Here is a 16,365-nt window from a genome sequence, read left to right on the forward strand (position 1 = left end):
CAAGCCTCATCTTCGATGAATAGGTTTGGACATTACTGACCAAGGCGCGATCGCACGCGGACGATTAATACTAAGCCTATCGCGCGAGAGTGAACGATCGAACGGTACTATCTGCTTCGTAAAGCCTTCCGCCTTCAAAGCGTTCCGCAATGACAGTCCAATAATAAACACCTTGTGGCAGGTCCTTCACCACCAGTTCTCCCCCCTGGAGATCGGTCTTGTCTATGAGTGGGTCCGCGAGGCTCGGAGATTTCGCCAGTACGAAGCGAAAGTGTGTTGCCTCGCTTTGCTTGCTTACGTACCATTTGAACTGGTAATCGCGTCCAGCCGCCCGTGCGTTTGCAGACGCCTCCAGGCCGAACAGTCGTCTCTCGAATGCATACACTCGCGGCATCCCTTCAAGCCCGTGACTGTCGATTGCTGACACCCGGACGAAATAGCTGCCGTCGGAGAGGTTTTCAAATGAGGCCTGTGGTGCCGTCACGCGTGAATCCTGAATCAGATCGAGCATTCCCGCGTCACGGGCAATCGCTACCTTCCAAGCCCGTGCGTCTGCCTGCGGCACGAGGTCGAAGGTTATTGCCACAGCGCCCTGAAGTTTCCCCGGCTGCTGCAGAGTTGGTGCAGGAAGAAGTCCCACCGCCGCACCCACTTCACCGGAAGCGCGCGTGACGTTACCGAAGTTCTTCGGGATCAGTTTAGCTGAGGCTTGCAATGGCTGTCCTGCTGGGGGTGCCAGGTGGCCTGCCGCATCCACGCCCACGGCGCCATTCAGAACCGTGACCGCTGTCGATAGGTCAGTTGCGTTGTAGCTCACTCGAAACTGCGTACCACGCACACCTGCTACAACGGATGGTGATCGAATTTGAAATCGGTCGTCTCTCTTCAAGGCGTGACTCACCTCGCTGGTGACTTCCCCGTGCTGCAGCCCGAACACGCGGTCAACACTTCCGGTCAACATCGTCTGGCGCAGTGAGTCGATGTCGATGGAACTATCCTGCGCCAATACGATATGCGAGCCATCGTTCAACTCAAACGTGGCGAAACCATTGTGGCCGGTGCGAAGACGATCGCCCTCTCCCAGTGCCGTCCCGACGGATAGCGGAATGAATGCTCCATTCCGGAAAGCTCGTTCGACTGGTCCGTTCACGGCGATTGCGCGCGCAGTCAACGAAACCTGCTTCAGCAGGCGGACAGGCAGGCGAAGCGAAATACCTGGGCGTAGGAGTCGAGGCAACGGCAACCGGTTCAACTCGCTTACAACTCTCCAGTCGCTCGGATCGCGCAGATAGCTCGCGGCAATGTCATAAAGCGTATCGCCGTTTTTTGTCACATAGACCCTGGTGCAACCATCCCAACAGGTCTGCGCGAACGACAGCACTGACCACCAGCAAAATGCCGCTAGAACGCCACGCGTAACCAGCGTTGCCAGAATTCGTTGCCGACGCGCGCTACCATACACCGTTGCAAGCTCAGAAATGCTCACACGCACTCCCCTCTGACCGAATCGAGCCGGTAGCCATAACCATAAACCGGGGCAAGACGATAGCCCCATTCGGGACGCAAATTCAGCTTGAGTCGTAGCATCGAAACATGGGTGTCCATCGTGCGAGATGAGACGTCTGTCACATGTTTCCATACTCGTCCGAGTATGTATGCTCGCGAAAGGGGGCGCCCCATGTTCCGGAAAAGAAGCAGTGCGAGCTCGAATTCTTTTTGCGTGAGAACTACCGCAGGACCGTTCACGAAGACCTGCATCGAACTCACATCAAACTCATAGGCGCCGTACGTTTCGCGGCTATCCGAGCGATCTAGACGATAAGCACGCCGTAGCAAGGAGTCGACACGTGCCAATAGCACACTCGCTCCCACGGGCTTCGTCACGTAATCGTCCGCACCCATGCCAAGTATGAAACTGACGTCCGAATCAGACGCACGGCTCGTTACAAACAGAATTGGAATTCTGCCGGACAGTGTTTCTCGTGCCCAACGCAGCACATCTTCACCCGACAGATCTGGGACGTTCCAGTCGAGTACAAGCAGGTCGAATGTCTGCTTTTTTAGCTCACGCTGGAACTCACTTCCTGTCGAATACGTGTGACACTCGTGCCCTCCATCCCGTAGCGTTTGATAGATAAAGAATTGATGAGCCAGATCGTCCTCAAGTACTGCAATTCTCATAGCATTCTTTAATGCAAGTTTTCTATACGGGTGAAATGGCGGTACTCGATATTTCAATAGCGCCTTCCGATCACCCCATAGCCGTTAGTTGGCCAATTTATGGGTTGCTGCCATTTGCGTGCCGACAGCTTGTCGAGCTGCGTCCGCGTACTTCGACGCAACGCCGACCGACCAGTCTGCGTCATCATTCGAATCCACATATCTCTTCATGTTAGAGAGCGGAGGCCGCGACGATGATTTCATACAGCGAGAATAGCTTGACGAAGAGTACGGCCTCCTTCTCACTCACGGATTCGCAAAAGACATCTGATGATAATTATAAAAATCGCCCAAGTATGTCAATATTTGCAAACCTGAGTGAATGCGATAAAGCGTCTTATATGACCTCAGATGCCGACCCTCCAGCATCGACCACTCGGATTTCACGCATTAAGAAGACGTGGCAATATCCCGTTCCACGTATTCCGTTCTAGCAAGTGAACGCACCGGGTTTTATGGAGGCTCCAACTCTTGAGAGCATGGGGCCATGAACAGGAAGCCAGGAAAGTTTTTCCCGGAGCTCCGAGAGCGCGCAGTGCGCCTGGTACGTGAGCAGCGTAGCGAACACCTGTCGATGTGGACGGCAGTCGAATCGATTTCACCCATGATCTGCCGCACGCCGCAGATATTGCTGGATTGGGTCAACGCGACGACGTCGACCGTGGAAAACACGATGGTGTGCACAGCCGGGCGTGAACGCATCAAGGCCCGAGAACGCGAGGTCAAGGAACTGCGCCGGACCAACGAGATTCAAGCTGGCGAGCCCGTTTTTTGCTTGGGCTGAGTTCGACCACCGTTTGAGTTTTGAAAGCCTTCATTGATCAGCATCGCGACACTTTCAGAGTCGAGCTGATCTGCAAGGTCTTGAGGATTGCCCAGTCGGGCTACCGACGCCATGCGGCACAACTTCGCGATCCGTCGAACTGACAACGCTGGAATGGATGGACTGGTACAACCGTCATCAGTTGATGAAACCGCTCAGCCATATCCCGCCCGCTGAGGCTGAGGCAAACTACTACAGGCAACTCAGAAATGCTTCTGACATGCCTGTATTAACTTAAACCAACCGGCCTCTACGATTCATGGGGCGGTTCAAATACATATATACAACCAGTCGCACCTGCATGCACCTGGTCGCTTCGACTCGATTTCAATTGATAGACGTGGAATCGGCCGCAGAGATGGTTACGTCGCGGCATCGGACCCATCGTAGTACCGTAACTTGCGCGGCTCTAACAAGACGCGTGTATCAGAAGGTCAGTCTTTACCTCGTCCAAAACAGGCGACCAATCACCAAAGGTCCGCTGCCTGTACAGCCTCATTGTGGGATACCACGGCGAGTCCCGACGTCCCGACATCCAGACCCAATGTGGATTCTGGTCGAGTAGCAACCACGTCTTCACCCCAAGCGCGCCAGACAGGTGGGCTACAGAGGTGCACACCGTAATGACGATATCCATATTGCTCACCAGCGCGGCTGTCTTGTCGTAGGAACTCAACTGATTTGTCGGGTCAACGAGCCGGAGCCCTTCCGATGCCATCTGCCTGGCCTCGGCGGCTCCATCGACCTGAAGACTATAGAACTCAACTCCGGGTAATCCCCTGAATGCCCGCGCATACATCAAGGGTGGTATCGACCGATAGCGATTGCGTTGATGGGTGCGACTTCCGCTCCATACAAGGCCAACCTTGAACGCCTTCGACGCCTTCAGTTTGTCACGCCAGCGAATCACCCAGTCAGGATCAGGCAAAAGATATTGGCGGGGAGCGGGCAAACTATCCAGCGTCACATCGAACATCAACGGTAGGCTACCAATCGGGATATGGAAGTCGAAATTCGGTAATGGAATGACATCGTGCGGTACGACACGGGTTACATGCGCGGCCAGGGCACGCTTGAATAACGGCAAAACTTTCCGGAAACAGCAGTAAATGAAGTTCCCGCCTTCGCGCCGCACCCTCTCCGCGATTAGCGGCACAAATCGAACAAATTGAAACGCGTCTCCAAACCCCTGTTCGCCCCAAACGAACAGCGTCTTGCCGGTCAAAGCCTCATTGTTCCAGCGTTTTTCCGGAAGAAACTGCGGGCCCGCCAATTCCGGCGAGCCAGACCATCTGGCCTCGTGATTGGCTAGCCCGTTCTGGTAATCACCCGAAGCCAATTGCAGCATAGCTAACGCCCACTTTAGCGATGGCTCCACCGATACGAGCTGGGAAGCTTTGGACAAAGAATCGAGCGCCTCATCATTACGCCCAAGTTCTCTCAGGACATTCGCATATATGAGCAATGCCGGCACATATTCCGGCGCGAGACCATAAGCCCGCTGGGCAGCAACAAGCGCGTTCTGCAAATTGCCGAGCTTAAGCAGTACAAGAGCCGCATTCGTCCACGTCATGTGGTTTTCCGGCTCATCTGTAAGCGCCTCCAGACAGAGCTGATGCGCAATGTCTAGCTGTTGCATTTCAATATGCACCACAGCGAGATTGTTACGCAGCGACGGATAGTCCGGATCGAGCTCCATCGCGCGCTGGTACGGGATCAACGCGTCGGGATGAACACCACGCATCTGGTGAGCGAGACCGAGCTTGAACCAGGTAAATGGAGCGTCGGGCCTAAGCTCGCAGAGTTCTGATCCGATTTGGGCAGCCCGTTCGTACCGCTTCAATCGAAACAGAACCTCTATCCATTCTGTTAGCCAGCTTGATCGCCCCTCACAGCACCTCGAGTAGCCCTGTTCGTATAGACTACATGCGCGCTCAAATTCAGATTCGGCAGTCGCCAACCTCGCCATTTCGACAAGGGTAGGGACAAAACATGGCGCAATCGCCAGCGATTCATCTAGGGTCGCTGCGGCTTCCTTTCGCTCTCCGTTCAATCGCAGAAAATGCGCGTATGCAGTCAAGGCGCCGGCGTCCACCGGCAGCATCCTCATCCATTCATCAATTCCGCGGCGTGCTCCAATCATGTCACCGCGGTTGAGAAGATCTTCAATATGAACAAATGGCGAATCTAGAACATTCATCGTCGAATTGCGGATTTGCGGGTAACAGGATGCGGTTAAATGATATACGTCGTCGACGTCGAACGGAGATTCCGAAGCCATTGAAATACGGCGCGTCAGCGAACGGGGCGAGTCATCAAATCATCAAGTAGTGCGGCATACGCTCCCACAAGCTGCTCGTTATCAGGCAGATGGCGATCGAGCAGCGCACGCTGTCTCTCGCGATACCACGAGGCATGAGCATCGTGCGTTTCAATCACCTCGATGACCCGGCTCGCCCCCTCAGTCGCATCGTTGCCGCGGTAGTAGTAGCCGAGGTCGGCGCAAAGCGACGCGTTGTGGACCAACGGATAACCCTGCCAGCAGACTTCCAGATAGAAGTAATTGAGCGGGTTCTCCAACTGGTGAGAAATCACGATGTCGACGTTTTCCGCGAGGAATGTTGGTGTATCGTAGCGCCCTAGAAACACCGCCTTATGGTTTCTCACGATGTCGAGTTGGTTCAACAACGTAATAAACTCAAGCGACTCCTTAGCGATCGACTCCGCGTTGGTCACCTGCAGAATCTCGATATCGTCTGGTCGTTTCCTGTAGGCAAGTTCCGCGATCAGCGCCGGGTACAGGCAGAATTTGACGACATCGATGTTCGGCTCCATGACGCCCAGCCGCTTTGCACCGACACGCCGTTGATATTCCCCTGCGTTTGGCAAATCCTTCACGCGTTCGCTTAGAAACGTCGGACTCCAGACAAACGGGACGATCTGGGCCGCCTGACGGCGCAGTGTTTCGAAATATGACTGACTCATATTTGCGATCTGAGGGATCATCCATATCCCGTCATAGCGCTGGTTGATGAACAGGTTGCTACCCCATAACTTCCTGCCGAAAATAATCGACTCCATTGCGAGGATGTACTCGGAGCCGCAACAGTAGGAAATAAGCCTAACATCGCGTTGCTTGAGATATGCCGTCTGTTCCGCACTTATCTGACCGCCGAGTTCGATTATAATATTTACCGAGTCTTTCGCCTCATCGAACGTTACCGTGGGATAGCGAGCAAGATCCCATGGTAGAGCTGGTGTAATCGGAATGTCTGTTGTATTGATCAGCGCTACGCCGCTCACCTGTGGGCAATGGCGCAACGCATCCGCCAGAAAAGCTGCATTCTGTTTGATACCATTATTCCAGAGCGTTTCCGCTACGTGATGCAAGCCGATTGTAATTCCAACACGCAGTCCGTTCATTGCGTCCTCATTGCGCAGTGATGTCTGTCGTTTGCCAAGGCAAGGAGTAACGACCCGCTCGCCTCCGCGTGCGCGAAAGTGCTGGAAAGCCCTAACGTACAGAATACGGCCACGCACTTCGTTCTGACGTCCATCTTCTACTGTTGCTCCTTATTTTTAGAGTGCCCTACCAGTTAGGTAAGTGCGTCGTGCTATTGAAACAAGGCTGCGATTGCCATGCTGTAGGTGCGGACGTTCTCGTCTGACTCCGGGTCTAGTGTCTGCAAAAATCTGTTTGCGGTATGGCGATAGTCATCGAGATTTGCATCGTGCTCGGAAAACGCCCGGAGCAATGCGGCGCCGCCGGTCTCGCAATCGAAATCGCTGTATCGGTAGCCGCAATTGCCAATCAGATGTGAGTTGTGAATCAATGGGTAGCCTCCATAAAGCGCCTCGTAATACACGTAGTTCTGCGCATTTTCCCAATGATGGCTGACGATCGCATCGACATTCGGTGCTACAACCTGACAAAATGGAAAGCGCCCTTCGAACGACGCGAGACCATGGTTGACGATATCGAGACTCCGCGCGAACCCGTTGAAAGTGGCGCGATCCTTCATATGGAACGTGTTGTAGGCCCATACGTGTTCGATCACATCCGGGTTTTCCCGATGTGCAGCTTCGCAGCTCAAAAGCGGAATAAAGCTGGTCTTCACCATGCATATGTTGGGTTCAAAAATTCCGACGCGCCAACGCTGCCGATGAGGCTTATATCCGAAGCTTGTCCCGTCGGGGAGGCGTTCCGTTTCGCGCCGCAGGACCAATGGACTCCAAAGATGAGGGACAAGCCGGACGGGCGCCCTGAACGTACTACGAAAGTACGGCACACAGCTGTTCTCGTATTCGGGGATAGTCCATACTTCGTCATAAGGTGCTCCGCTAATAAGCAATCCGTGGGACAGGTCGAACACCATGCGTTCAATGTCGATGACGTAGTCGTTGCCGACCCGCATGGAAACGACTTTCCCGCCTTTGTCACGGAACGGGATAATCCAGTTGCGGTCGAGTTGGGCGCTCATTTCGATCATCAGATCGAGCGTCGCCGCCGCCTCGTTCATGTCAATCACTGGTACCGGTGAATCAACCAGAAAATCCTTGGCATCAGCGGGCGTCCCATTTCCGCCGCCCGCTACCAGATACGTCGCACCTACGAGCGGCGAGCGCATCAACAGCATCACCAGAAAAATGCAGTTCTGGAAAATGCCGTTCTCCCACATGGACTGCTGCCCTTTCCGAACAAAGATGGACACACCCACTTTCAGCTTTTTGCCGTGCGCGAGTTTCTTCGATGCGGCGCTCATGCGTAGCTACTCCTTTTCGATACCCTTGCACTCGAGCGAAGCATCATCAGGCGTTCCGCGTAGGCATCGAGATTGTGTTGCGCGAACGGGTCGATTGCCTGGAACACAGCCCTCGATCGATTCCGATACGTTTCGAGATTTTCATCGTGACTCTCGCGCGCAAAGCGCAACTTCTCTCCGCCTCGCGTCGCATCGAACCCCGGATAGTAGTAGCCGGCTCCAAATTCGTTAAGCCAGTCCGAATTGTGAATGAGTGGATAATCTCCGTAGAGCGCGTCAAGATAACTATAATTTTGTTCGTTGATCCATTGATGCGAAACTACAGCATCGGCGTACTGCACCATGAAACCGACAATATCGTGCCGTCCGTGAAAGGTCGTTTTGTGGTGACGCACCAGATCAAGCGAATTGGCGAGATGCAGCAGCGTCGGGTGATCTTTCATGTGCAAAGTATTGAGAACGTGCATTGCCTGAATGCTGGAAGGGTCAGCACGATAAGCCTCATCACATGCAAGCATGGAAATGACGGAAGTCTTTGCCACGGAAATATTCGGTTCCATGATTGCGGTGCGTAACCCGTCGCGCTGCACTCCACACTTCCATCCGAATGAGTATCCGAGCGCTTCCACCTCGCGAATGCGTTCTTCCACAAATTGCGGAGCCCACAGATATGGAACGATATGCACCGGGCACCGATGCAACATACGCTGGAACTGGGTAAATACCCGATACTCGGGGAGCAACCAGATTTCGTCGCAACGGTCAGGGCGCGAGAAGCAGCCCGGCTTTTCAAACACGGCAGCCTCCGCCAACCCCGCAAAAGGCTGGCCGCAACAGAGGTAAACCACCGTCTTTCCGCGCGCACGCATCAAATCAAGCCATTGCACGTCAAGCGCACCGGCCATTTCGATGATCACATCAACTTCGTCGGTAGCGTCTCGCATCGTCAAAACGCGCAGACCAAGCGCCGACTGATCAACCTGGGATGGCATTACCCCCTGATCGCCAACGTCTATAAGAGAAACACGTTCAACAAAGGTCAAACGCTGCAAAAGCTGTGCCAGAAAAATGACATTCTGGCCAAGTCCATTTTGCCATATATTTTGACTTTGATGCGTAAGAACCGAAATGCCAATGCGCATTTTTTGTACAAACCCCGATGAACGATGCTTTTGCCCGCGTGACGATAAAGCATCAAATTATCGCCCGCAACTGCCACCTTATTTGACAGGCCCCGTCATGCCCAGAATTATGCTAGATAAATTGGAATTGACGTGCGTCAACAATTGTGAATTGACGATTTCATCCAACGTACACCCGGCCTCGTGGACACCTGATTGAATTGTCTAAGGACTGTTTCTGCCGCATTCCCCCGCCACGCGCGCGCTCCAGCCGGGGCTTCCTGCAATAATGCCGATCAGGCCAGCACAGCGTGCTCGTCATCAGGCTCGACCGGGAATGCCGCCCCGAAATTTTTAAAATCCTGAAGAAAAATTTCTAATATTAGAGCGGATGCTGCAGTGGGAATTTTTCCATTCCTTTGAAAAATTCCAGCGTGCAAATCAGGCAGAGTTTCATTAATCGGAATTTGTACGAGTCCATAGCGTCTGAAAGTGATTTCTGACATTTTTTTAATAAATATTCCCACCACATCAAATGCCTCGAAGAGCTCAAGCGCGACGGCATTGGATCGGCAGCGAATAGTGCGTTTCGGAATGCCCAGACCATAGTGCGAGAGATCCTGTTCGATTAGGGGCGTCACGGTGTCATCTTCGGTGGCCGGAAAAATCCATTCTGCTTCATTTAATTCCCTGATAGATGTGACATGCGCAAGCGGATGCCTGGCTCTGCAGCCGAGAATCAACGGAAACTTCACATCCACCAGCTGCTCGATATCGTCAGGAGGGGGCGAGAAATTGTATGGTGTTTGCATGGCCACGAAGTCGAACCTCCCTTCGCGTATTCCCTTTAGCAGATCGGCGCTATCAACGACTTCTGCAATGTTGATCTGCACCTGCGGCATCTTCTCCCTGAAACTCCTGAGAGTGCTGGGTAAAATTACACTCGCAATCGCAGACGAAACAGCGATTGAAACGTTCCCAGCTTTCCCACTTTGCAGGCGAACCAATTCGTCTTTCAGTCGTTCAAGATCAGCAAGGACTGCACGAGCTCGTTCAAGAAGCAGGGCACCCGCTTCTGTAACCGTCACACCTTTTGCGCTGCGCACCAGCAAAGGAGATCCGCAAATCGTTTCCAATTCACGTATGGTAGTTGATACCGCTGGCTGTGACACACCCAAAGCCAGCGCACCCCGGTGAATACTCCGGCACTCGACTACCGTAACGAATGTGCGTAGTTGATTTAGCTTCATAAATGAATGTGGGGACTCTACGTACCGCCTCCGGTGATTCCACCCGCTACATTGGCAAATCTGCTGTTGTCCGGTTGCCTCGAACAAATCAACCACCGCTGCATGTACACGGAGCGCGGCACACGCGTTATCACCGCTCGAATCATAAAAAAACGTTATTCCTGTAGTAATTTTCTTATCATTGATTTACCTATCTCAATTTGTCTAAGATACAAACATCGCTTTGACCGTATACCAAATGGGTAGTGAGTTGATTTCAATTTTCTAGCGGGTTTTCGACCGTCATGACTGGATTGCGAGATCATCACCGCCCACGGGACACCCGGTCACGTAAAGACCGATCACGCTTGCGGCTCCTGGGGCGTCCGGTCTCTGGACAACCAAACAAGGCAAGAAGACTCATGCGCATTCTGGTGGTTGAAGATGATCCTGCTCATAGTGCCGCCGTCGAAAAAGCACTGGACGGAACCGGTTATGCCCTATTCAATGTCATTGATGGCGCACAGGCAGTTCGATTCCTGACGACGAACGTGGTCGATCTGGTCATACTTGACTGGCAGATGCCCAAAATGAGTGGCTTCGAGGTACTGCACTGGATACGAGCCCAACTCGGCGCCCAGCCTCCTGTTTTGTTTCTTACCAGCAAGGTTCTCGAAGTGGACATCGTGCTTGCCCTAGAGGCAGGAGCCGATGAATACGTCGTAAAACCTTTCCGCCTCAATGAGTTGGCCGCACGGGTCAAAGCACTGCTTCGGCGAAGCAAAATCGACGGTAACGGCACAGATGCGATTTGTATCGGTGGATATACGCTTGATCTAAACCACCGCGTGCTTTCCTTCAGCGATACACCGATAGATCTGACCGCTAAGGAATTTGAACTCGTCGCACTCCTGTTCAACAACGTTGGGCGAACTATCTCGCGCGATATGCTCGCGAAACTGGCGTGGGGGCGTGAGCTGGACATTTCTTCCCGCACAATCGATACACATATCTATCGGATACGGCATAAGCTTTCTCTCAGCTCAGGGAGCGGTCTTCGACTCACCACGGTGTACACGCATGGATACAGGCTGGATGAAGTGAGATGATTTCTACTGCCAACACTTGCAACCGGCGCCGTCGAACTCCCTGAATTTCTGATGGCCGGTTTTTCATTGCAGTGGCAAATTTTTTGGAAGTCTCCCTAACCCGCTTATCCATACCGACCCAGACAACAGACATTTTCGACGACCGCGTCGACCAAGTACCGAAATCACGATTTGCCGCTCCGGGGGCAGGAAATGAAGCTTTAATCAGATCACCTCGCATAGGCGCGAGAAGCCAGCCATCGCGAAGAGGAATGCCTAACTACTGAGCATTCAAATGTCGCGATAGTTCTTGCGGACCTTTCCACAATAAGTGGATGTACTTACCAAGCATTCCTGCGCTAACGTCGACTCTCGTCGAAGGCGCGCCCTGCTCTAATCCGGCACAGTTCTCAGGTGCCATGGTATTTTCTTTCATGCCCGCCGGCCATTTCGCCACGGGCGCAAAGACTTGCCGTCAGCAAGCTGTGTCATTCTCGCCAACTAGCGGAGATAACGGGGAAGAGTCGATTATCCGCACACCTCGATTCGCCAAACGACCGGCGCAACCGGAACACATGCGCGCGTATCTTCTCCGATGACTCCGCCGGCCACGGGTTAGATACTGCCCGAGGGTCGCCAGAGGAATTGCGAATATTTGTGAATGAGGCCGGTGCGTATGGCGCGTCGCTTCAGGTACCAGGCATTTTGACAACCGGCTCCGCCGATAAATTCAACACGAGCGCCGTGCAGGGCAGCATCAATGACTGGAAGGAGACCCATGAAACCCGCCATATCGTTAGCCATGACGATCGCCGCCACGCTCACTATCAGCATCGATACTCGTGCTGAGCTGGGCGGAGCTCCAAGCTGGCCGGACCATTCATCCGTGGGAATCTCAATACTTGCCCAACAAGCCCCTCTTGCCGCGAAGTACACGCTGAGCGAAACCAAACTGCGGTCAGGTACGGTCGTCCGGGAGTATGTAGGCCAAGACGGTGTAGTTTTCGCCGTCGTATGGCACGGACCGCAAATGGCGCCCCTGAACAAGCTCCTCGGAGCTTACTTTCCGCCCTATATCGACGGTCTCAATGAGGTGCACAGAGCGCGCGGTGGAGGCAACGGCGCCGCGATCGTTAGACAACCAGGACTCATCGTGCAGACTGGAGGGCATATGGGTTCATTCGCGGGCAGAGCCTATCTGCCACAAGCGCTTCCTCCGGGAACAGAACCTGACGACCTGCAATGAAGGGATCGGTCATGAAAACGACGTTTAATCGATTGGTTGCTTACGTGCTACTTTCTCTACTGGCGGCTTGTGGAGGCGGCGGTGGTACAGGTTCGAGCAGTACAGCCGCTCCCTCCTCCGCGTCACAGCCCACGGTTGCGCCGGAAAGCACACCGGCCAGCAGTCCGGTGGCGGCAGCAAGCAGCCCGACAGCAAGTAGCAGTCCGATAGTTTCCGAAAATCCTACCGCTGTTCCAGTCGCTAACGCAGCCGCCAATGTCGTTCCCGTCGTCGTGGCGCCGGGCGCGTGGGGTGTACGCGACTATCCTATGGTAAGCGTCACGGTGTGCGCGCCTCAATCGAATGCAATGACAAATTGCTCGACAATCGACAACGTGCTGCTCGACACGGAATCGTTTGGATTGCGCCTGTTTGCAGCGGCGGTGCCTGCCGGAACATTGATGACCCTCACTCCGCAGCGTCAGGCGGTAACGGGAAGCCCGTTTCTCGAATGCGGCATATTCGGTAGTGGTTACTCGTGGGGCACGGTACGTAATGCCGATATAAGGCTTTCGGGGGAAGTGGCTCAGAACGTGCCTATTCAGCTGATGAGCGATCCGTCACTGCTTCAGCCAGCCCCTATGGATTGTCAACAGAATACGGCACTTTCGACACCGTCCGTGTTTGGAGCGAATGGAATTCTCGGTGTAGGTGTGAGCCCGCGCGACTGCGGCCAGCAGTGCGCGAACGACGCTATTGAGGGGTTCTACTACACCTGCAACGGCACAACGTGCAGCGCGGCGGCTGTGCCGCTAAATCAGCAGATCGCCAACCCCGTTCAGTTCTTTAGTACCGACAATAACGGCGTTGTGGTCGAGTTTCCGCCCGTCGCAGCCGACGGCGCACTTTCCGTAAATGGAGCGCTGGTTTTTGGCATCGATACGCAGTCAAACAATATACTTGCCGGAAGTGGCGCAGTGGTATTGACGACGAATACCTATGGCGACTTCAATGCGACATATAAGGGGACGACGTTCGGCGGGAGTGCTTTCATCGACTCTGGCTCAACGGACCTGTATTTCAACGACCCGGACATCGCAATGAATGGGCTGCTGTTCTATATCCCTTCGTCCACCGTGTCGCGATCCGTCACGATTAGCGGATATAACCTGGCCTCCGCAAACATCGAGTTCAACATTGCTAACGCAGTTTCCCTGCTTGCAACAGGTAACTTTGCATTCAACGACATCGGACATTACTTGCCATTCCAGTTTGATCTAGGCTTGCCATTCTTCTTTGGGCGACATGTGTATTACGGAATCGCGGCCTCGTCGTCAGGGAACGGGACGACCGGTCCGTACGTAGCATTTACATCGAGCTGAGAGCCGGCGGGCTTTGTCCACGAATCGCAGCCAGGCGGCGCAGGCACACGCGCCGAGTCTGTATATCCCTCCCCGTTGCGTCGTGCCGAGGCGCGACGCAACGGGTGAAATCATCGCAGTACGCCTGCGTGGCTTACTCGTTTATTCCGCTTTCAGAACAACCTCCACGCGCCGGTTCTGCTCTCTACCTGCCGCAGTCGAATTCGACGCGACCGGATCCGCTGACCCGAAGCCTCGTATCCGATAGTGCTCCGCCCGGAGGCCGCCGTCTCTCAGATACTTTGCGACAGCGTCGGCACGACGTTGAGACAGGTCAAGATTGCGTGCAGCCGAACCAGTCGAATCGGTATAGCCACTGACTGCGACCTCGGAGAATGACGTACCTCGGGCTTTCTCGAGAAATTGATCAAGTCGGCCCTGGGCTTGAGGCGTAAGCGTTGCCTGGTTCGTTCTGAAGTTTGCGCCGCCAGACAGATCCATTCGCATTGGAACAGTTACTGGAACTGGCGCCTTGGCCACTGGAACCGGCGCAGCAACAAGCGCAGGTTTCGCAGGCGGCTCACCGCACTGGAAAGTCAAGGCCCGCGGATCGCGGTTCGAGTCATCGCGCGTGCGCAAAGTATCGATTGCTTCGACAACCCGGACCGGCTGTTTGTCGCAGATTTGCTGAGCGACTTCCTGGCACGTATTGGTACTTTCAAAGATACCGGTACATTCCACCCTATAGGTTTTGATGTTGTTGATCCTGTCAACCGTGTAAGCATTATGGGCTGGTCCAGATGCTGCCGTACAGCCGGCAAGCACGCTGACTGCGAGCAACCCTGCAAAGATGATCCTGATCACGTTAGTTCCTTGAAATTGATCGTGTGGAGAAGGCTTTGTGAGGAGGGGTTACCCCCTCCTCGTCAAGCGTGATTACCACTGATACGCGGCACCTATGCCATAGGTGTTGCCGCTGGAGCTGATACCAATACCGGCTCGCATCTTGAGATTCTGCGTGATACGCGCCGTACCGCCGATCGCATACGCCTGATAGCCGTGGTACGACCCTGCGCCGATCCCGACCGACAGGACCTTGTCCTTGTCAACGTCAGGAATCATCGTCAGAGCAGTAGCCGCAGCCACACCGGAGTAAGCATTGCGAGCGGTGTCGTTGATACCTTGCTGCAGTGCACCCACCTGCTTGTCGGTGTATGCATTTGCCGCTGCCTGCGAAGCGTTGAGCTGATCCACGTTCACAGCATCCGTGCCTTGTGTGCCCGGTGCTACGTTCGTGATCTGCCGCTCCTGGCCCGGTGCACCAACCGATACCGTGTTGGCACGATCAGCCACCGAGCCCGCTCCGATTGCCGCGGAATTGCTCGCCGATGCGGTCGCGTTCGGTCCGACAGCAACGCTGTTGTCACCAGACGCCGTCGCGGTCGGCCCAACCGCGATGGCATTACTGCCCGTCGCCGATGCCCCCGGCTGCGTGGAGTTGACCTGGACGTACTTGCCGCTTCCACCGCTTCCTTGCGCTGCGATGCCATTATTGAGCGAGTTGACCTCGTTCTGGAGCGAGCTGATTGCGGTCGAGGTTGAGGTCGACAGCGACGGCATAACGCCGTTGATCGAGCTGGTCACCGTCGAGATCGAGCCCACTGTGGTACTGAGCGAGCTAATACCCGTGGCCACCGTGGTCGACAGCGACGACAGCTGGCTGTAGTTCACGGCGTCCAGCGGATTGGTGCCCGCCGCTACGTTAGTCAACCTGACCGGCGCGGAACCTACGCCACCCAGCGTAATCGTCGTATGGCTCGGATCGTCGTACTGAACTGAGTTGGCGACGCCAGTGGACAGCGCGGCAATCGACGTCGACGTCGAAGTCGAAAGCGTTGCGATATTGCTGGTAACGCTGCTCAGACCCGTAGACAACGAGCTGGCCGTGGTCGACGCGGACGTCGACAGCGAGGCCACGTTGCTATCGGTCGTGCTCAGACCCGTCGACAGCGAAGCGACCTGCGACGTCGTCGTGCCTACGGTCGTCGACAGCGAATTCACCGCGCTGTTCGTCGCGTAGAGCTGCGAGCCGTTGATCGCGTCGGTGCTCGTCGCACTGACCCGGCCTGCTGCCACGTTCGTGATCTGGCGCTCCGCTCCCGGTGCACCGACGCTCACCACACTGGTCGGATTCGCACCTGCAACGTTGTACGTCTGACCACCAACCGTGACGCTCGAAGTCGGATTCGCCGCCGCGGTCACGCTACCCGAGCCCAGCGCGACATCGTTGGCGTTGTTCGCCATTGCGCTGTTGCCCAGTGCAACAGCACCTGCCGCTGCTGCCGTGCTCGTGTTGCCCAGTGCCACGGCGCCCTGACCGATCGCGCTATTGGCATTACCCGACGCAACCGCACCCTGGCCATTTGCCGTGTTGTTCGCACCGACCGCGACCGCGCCAGTGCCCGTCGCGACGTTCGGATCCCCGATCGCCACTGCACCATTGCCGCTTGCCGTGTTCGCCACACCAACAGAGAC

13 protein-coding genes, 1 pseudogene and 1 other annotated feature are annotated in these 16,365 nt (G+C 54.9%); of the genes and pseudogenes, 4 read left to right on the plus strand and 10 right to left on the minus strand.

Annotation, left to right across the window (positions count from 1 at the left end):
* Positions 1–76: 76 nt before the first annotated feature.
* On the minus strand, positions 77–1,486 hold the full coding sequence (locus B9Z01_RS32920; RefSeq protein ID WP_244196222.1) for a FecR family protein: 1,410 nt from the start codon (positions 1,484–1,486) through the stop codon (positions 77–79).
* Entirely contained in the window at positions 1,483–2,181 is a 699-nt protein-coding gene (locus B9Z01_RS32925) for a response regulator transcription factor (RefSeq protein ID WP_085489714.1), read from the minus strand. Before B9Z01_RS32925 ends, B9Z01_RS32920 begins: the two co-directional genes overlap by 4 nt.
* Positions 2,182–2,707: 526 nt before the next feature.
* On the opposite strand from B9Z01_RS32925, the pseudogene B9Z01_RS32930 reads away from it, so the two are divergent.
* A pseudogene (locus tag B9Z01_RS32930) lies at positions 2,708–3,138 on the plus strand (IS3 family transposase); the annotation flags it as partial.
* Positions 2,984–3,099: a sequence feature (AL1L pseudoknot), on the plus strand. (Overlaps the previous pseudogene by 116 nt.)
* Before the next feature lie 314 nt (positions 3,139–3,452).
* On the opposite strand, the gene B9Z01_RS32935 reads toward B9Z01_RS32930, so the two are convergent.
* From B9Z01_RS32935 to B9Z01_RS32955, 5 genes are all read right to left on the minus strand, one after another.
* A complete protein-coding gene (locus B9Z01_RS32935; protein ID WP_208626352.1) occupies positions 3,453–5,243 on the minus strand; it encodes a tetratricopeptide repeat protein in 1,791 nt (596 codons plus the stop codon).
* A gap of 95 nt (positions 5,244–5,338) precedes the next feature.
* Complete coding sequence (locus B9Z01_RS32940; protein ID WP_085489717.1) at positions 5,339–6,466, minus strand: DUF2827 domain-containing protein; 1,128 nt, start codon at positions 6,464–6,466, stop codon at positions 5,339–5,341.
* A 191-nt stretch (positions 6,467–6,657) separates the two neighbouring features.
* Positions 6,658–7,806: a DUF2827 domain-containing protein gene (locus B9Z01_RS32945; RefSeq protein ID WP_085489718.1), complete on the minus strand. Its 1,149-nt coding sequence runs from the start codon at positions 7,804–7,806 to the stop codon at positions 6,658–6,660.
* Complete coding sequence (locus B9Z01_RS32950; RefSeq protein ID WP_085489719.1) at positions 7,803–8,948, minus strand: DUF2827 domain-containing protein; 1,146 nt, start codon at positions 8,946–8,948, stop codon at positions 7,803–7,805. Before B9Z01_RS32950 ends, B9Z01_RS32945 begins: the two co-directional genes overlap by 4 nt.
* A gap of 275 nt (positions 8,949–9,223) precedes the next feature.
* The gene (locus tag B9Z01_RS32955) at positions 9,224–10,177 is read right to left on the minus strand and encodes a LysR family transcriptional regulator (RefSeq protein ID WP_085489720.1); all 954 of its coding nucleotides are present in this window, start codon (positions 10,175–10,177) and stop codon (positions 9,224–9,226) included.
* Positions 10,178–10,578: 401 nt separating this feature from the next.
* Between B9Z01_RS32955 and B9Z01_RS32960 the strand changes: the two genes are divergently transcribed.
* Positions 10,579–11,265: a response regulator transcription factor gene (locus B9Z01_RS32960; protein WP_085489721.1), complete on the plus strand. Its 687-nt coding sequence runs from the start codon at positions 10,579–10,581 to the stop codon at positions 11,263–11,265.
* A gap of 594 nt (positions 11,266–11,859) precedes the next feature.
* Here the strand turns inward: B9Z01_RS32960 and B9Z01_RS35785 are convergent.
* Positions 11,860–12,078 (minus strand): hypothetical protein, encoded by a 219-nt coding sequence (locus tag B9Z01_RS35785; protein WP_167387598.1) that lies wholly within the window; start codon positions 12,076–12,078, stop codon positions 11,860–11,862.
* On the opposite strand from B9Z01_RS35785, the gene B9Z01_RS32965 reads away from it, so the two are divergent.
* Both B9Z01_RS32965 and B9Z01_RS32970 read left to right on the plus strand, forming a co-directional pair.
* On the plus strand, positions 12,047–12,490 hold the full coding sequence (locus B9Z01_RS32965) for a DUF2844 domain-containing protein (RefSeq protein WP_244196226.1): 444 nt from the start codon (positions 12,047–12,049) through the stop codon (positions 12,488–12,490). The two genes, B9Z01_RS35785 and B9Z01_RS32965, sit on opposite strands and share 32 nt — an antisense overlap.
* 11 nt (positions 12,491–12,501) lie before the next feature.
* Positions 12,502–13,851 carry a DUF3443 domain-containing protein gene (locus tag B9Z01_RS32970; RefSeq protein WP_085489723.1) on the plus strand — a complete coding sequence of 450 codons (1,350 nt, stop codon included), beginning with the start codon at positions 12,502–12,504 and terminating at the stop codon, positions 13,849–13,851.
* 141 nt (positions 13,852–13,992) lie between these two features.
* Here the strand turns inward: B9Z01_RS32970 and B9Z01_RS32975 are convergent, their stop codons facing one another.
* On the minus strand, positions 13,993–14,694 hold the full coding sequence (locus tag B9Z01_RS32975; RefSeq protein ID WP_085489724.1) for an OmpA family protein: 702 nt from the start codon (positions 14,692–14,694) through the stop codon (positions 13,993–13,995).
* A 72-nt stretch (positions 14,695–14,766) separates the two neighbouring features.
* The coding region (locus B9Z01_RS32980; RefSeq protein WP_208626356.1) for a YadA family autotransporter adhesin at positions 14,767–16,365 on the minus strand (1,599 nt) is incomplete at its 5' end.

This window comes from Paraburkholderia susongensis (assembly GCF_900177725.1).
In the GTDB taxonomy this organism is placed as follows: Bacteria; Pseudomonadota; Gammaproteobacteria; order Burkholderiales; family Burkholderiaceae; genus Paraburkholderia; species Paraburkholderia susongensis.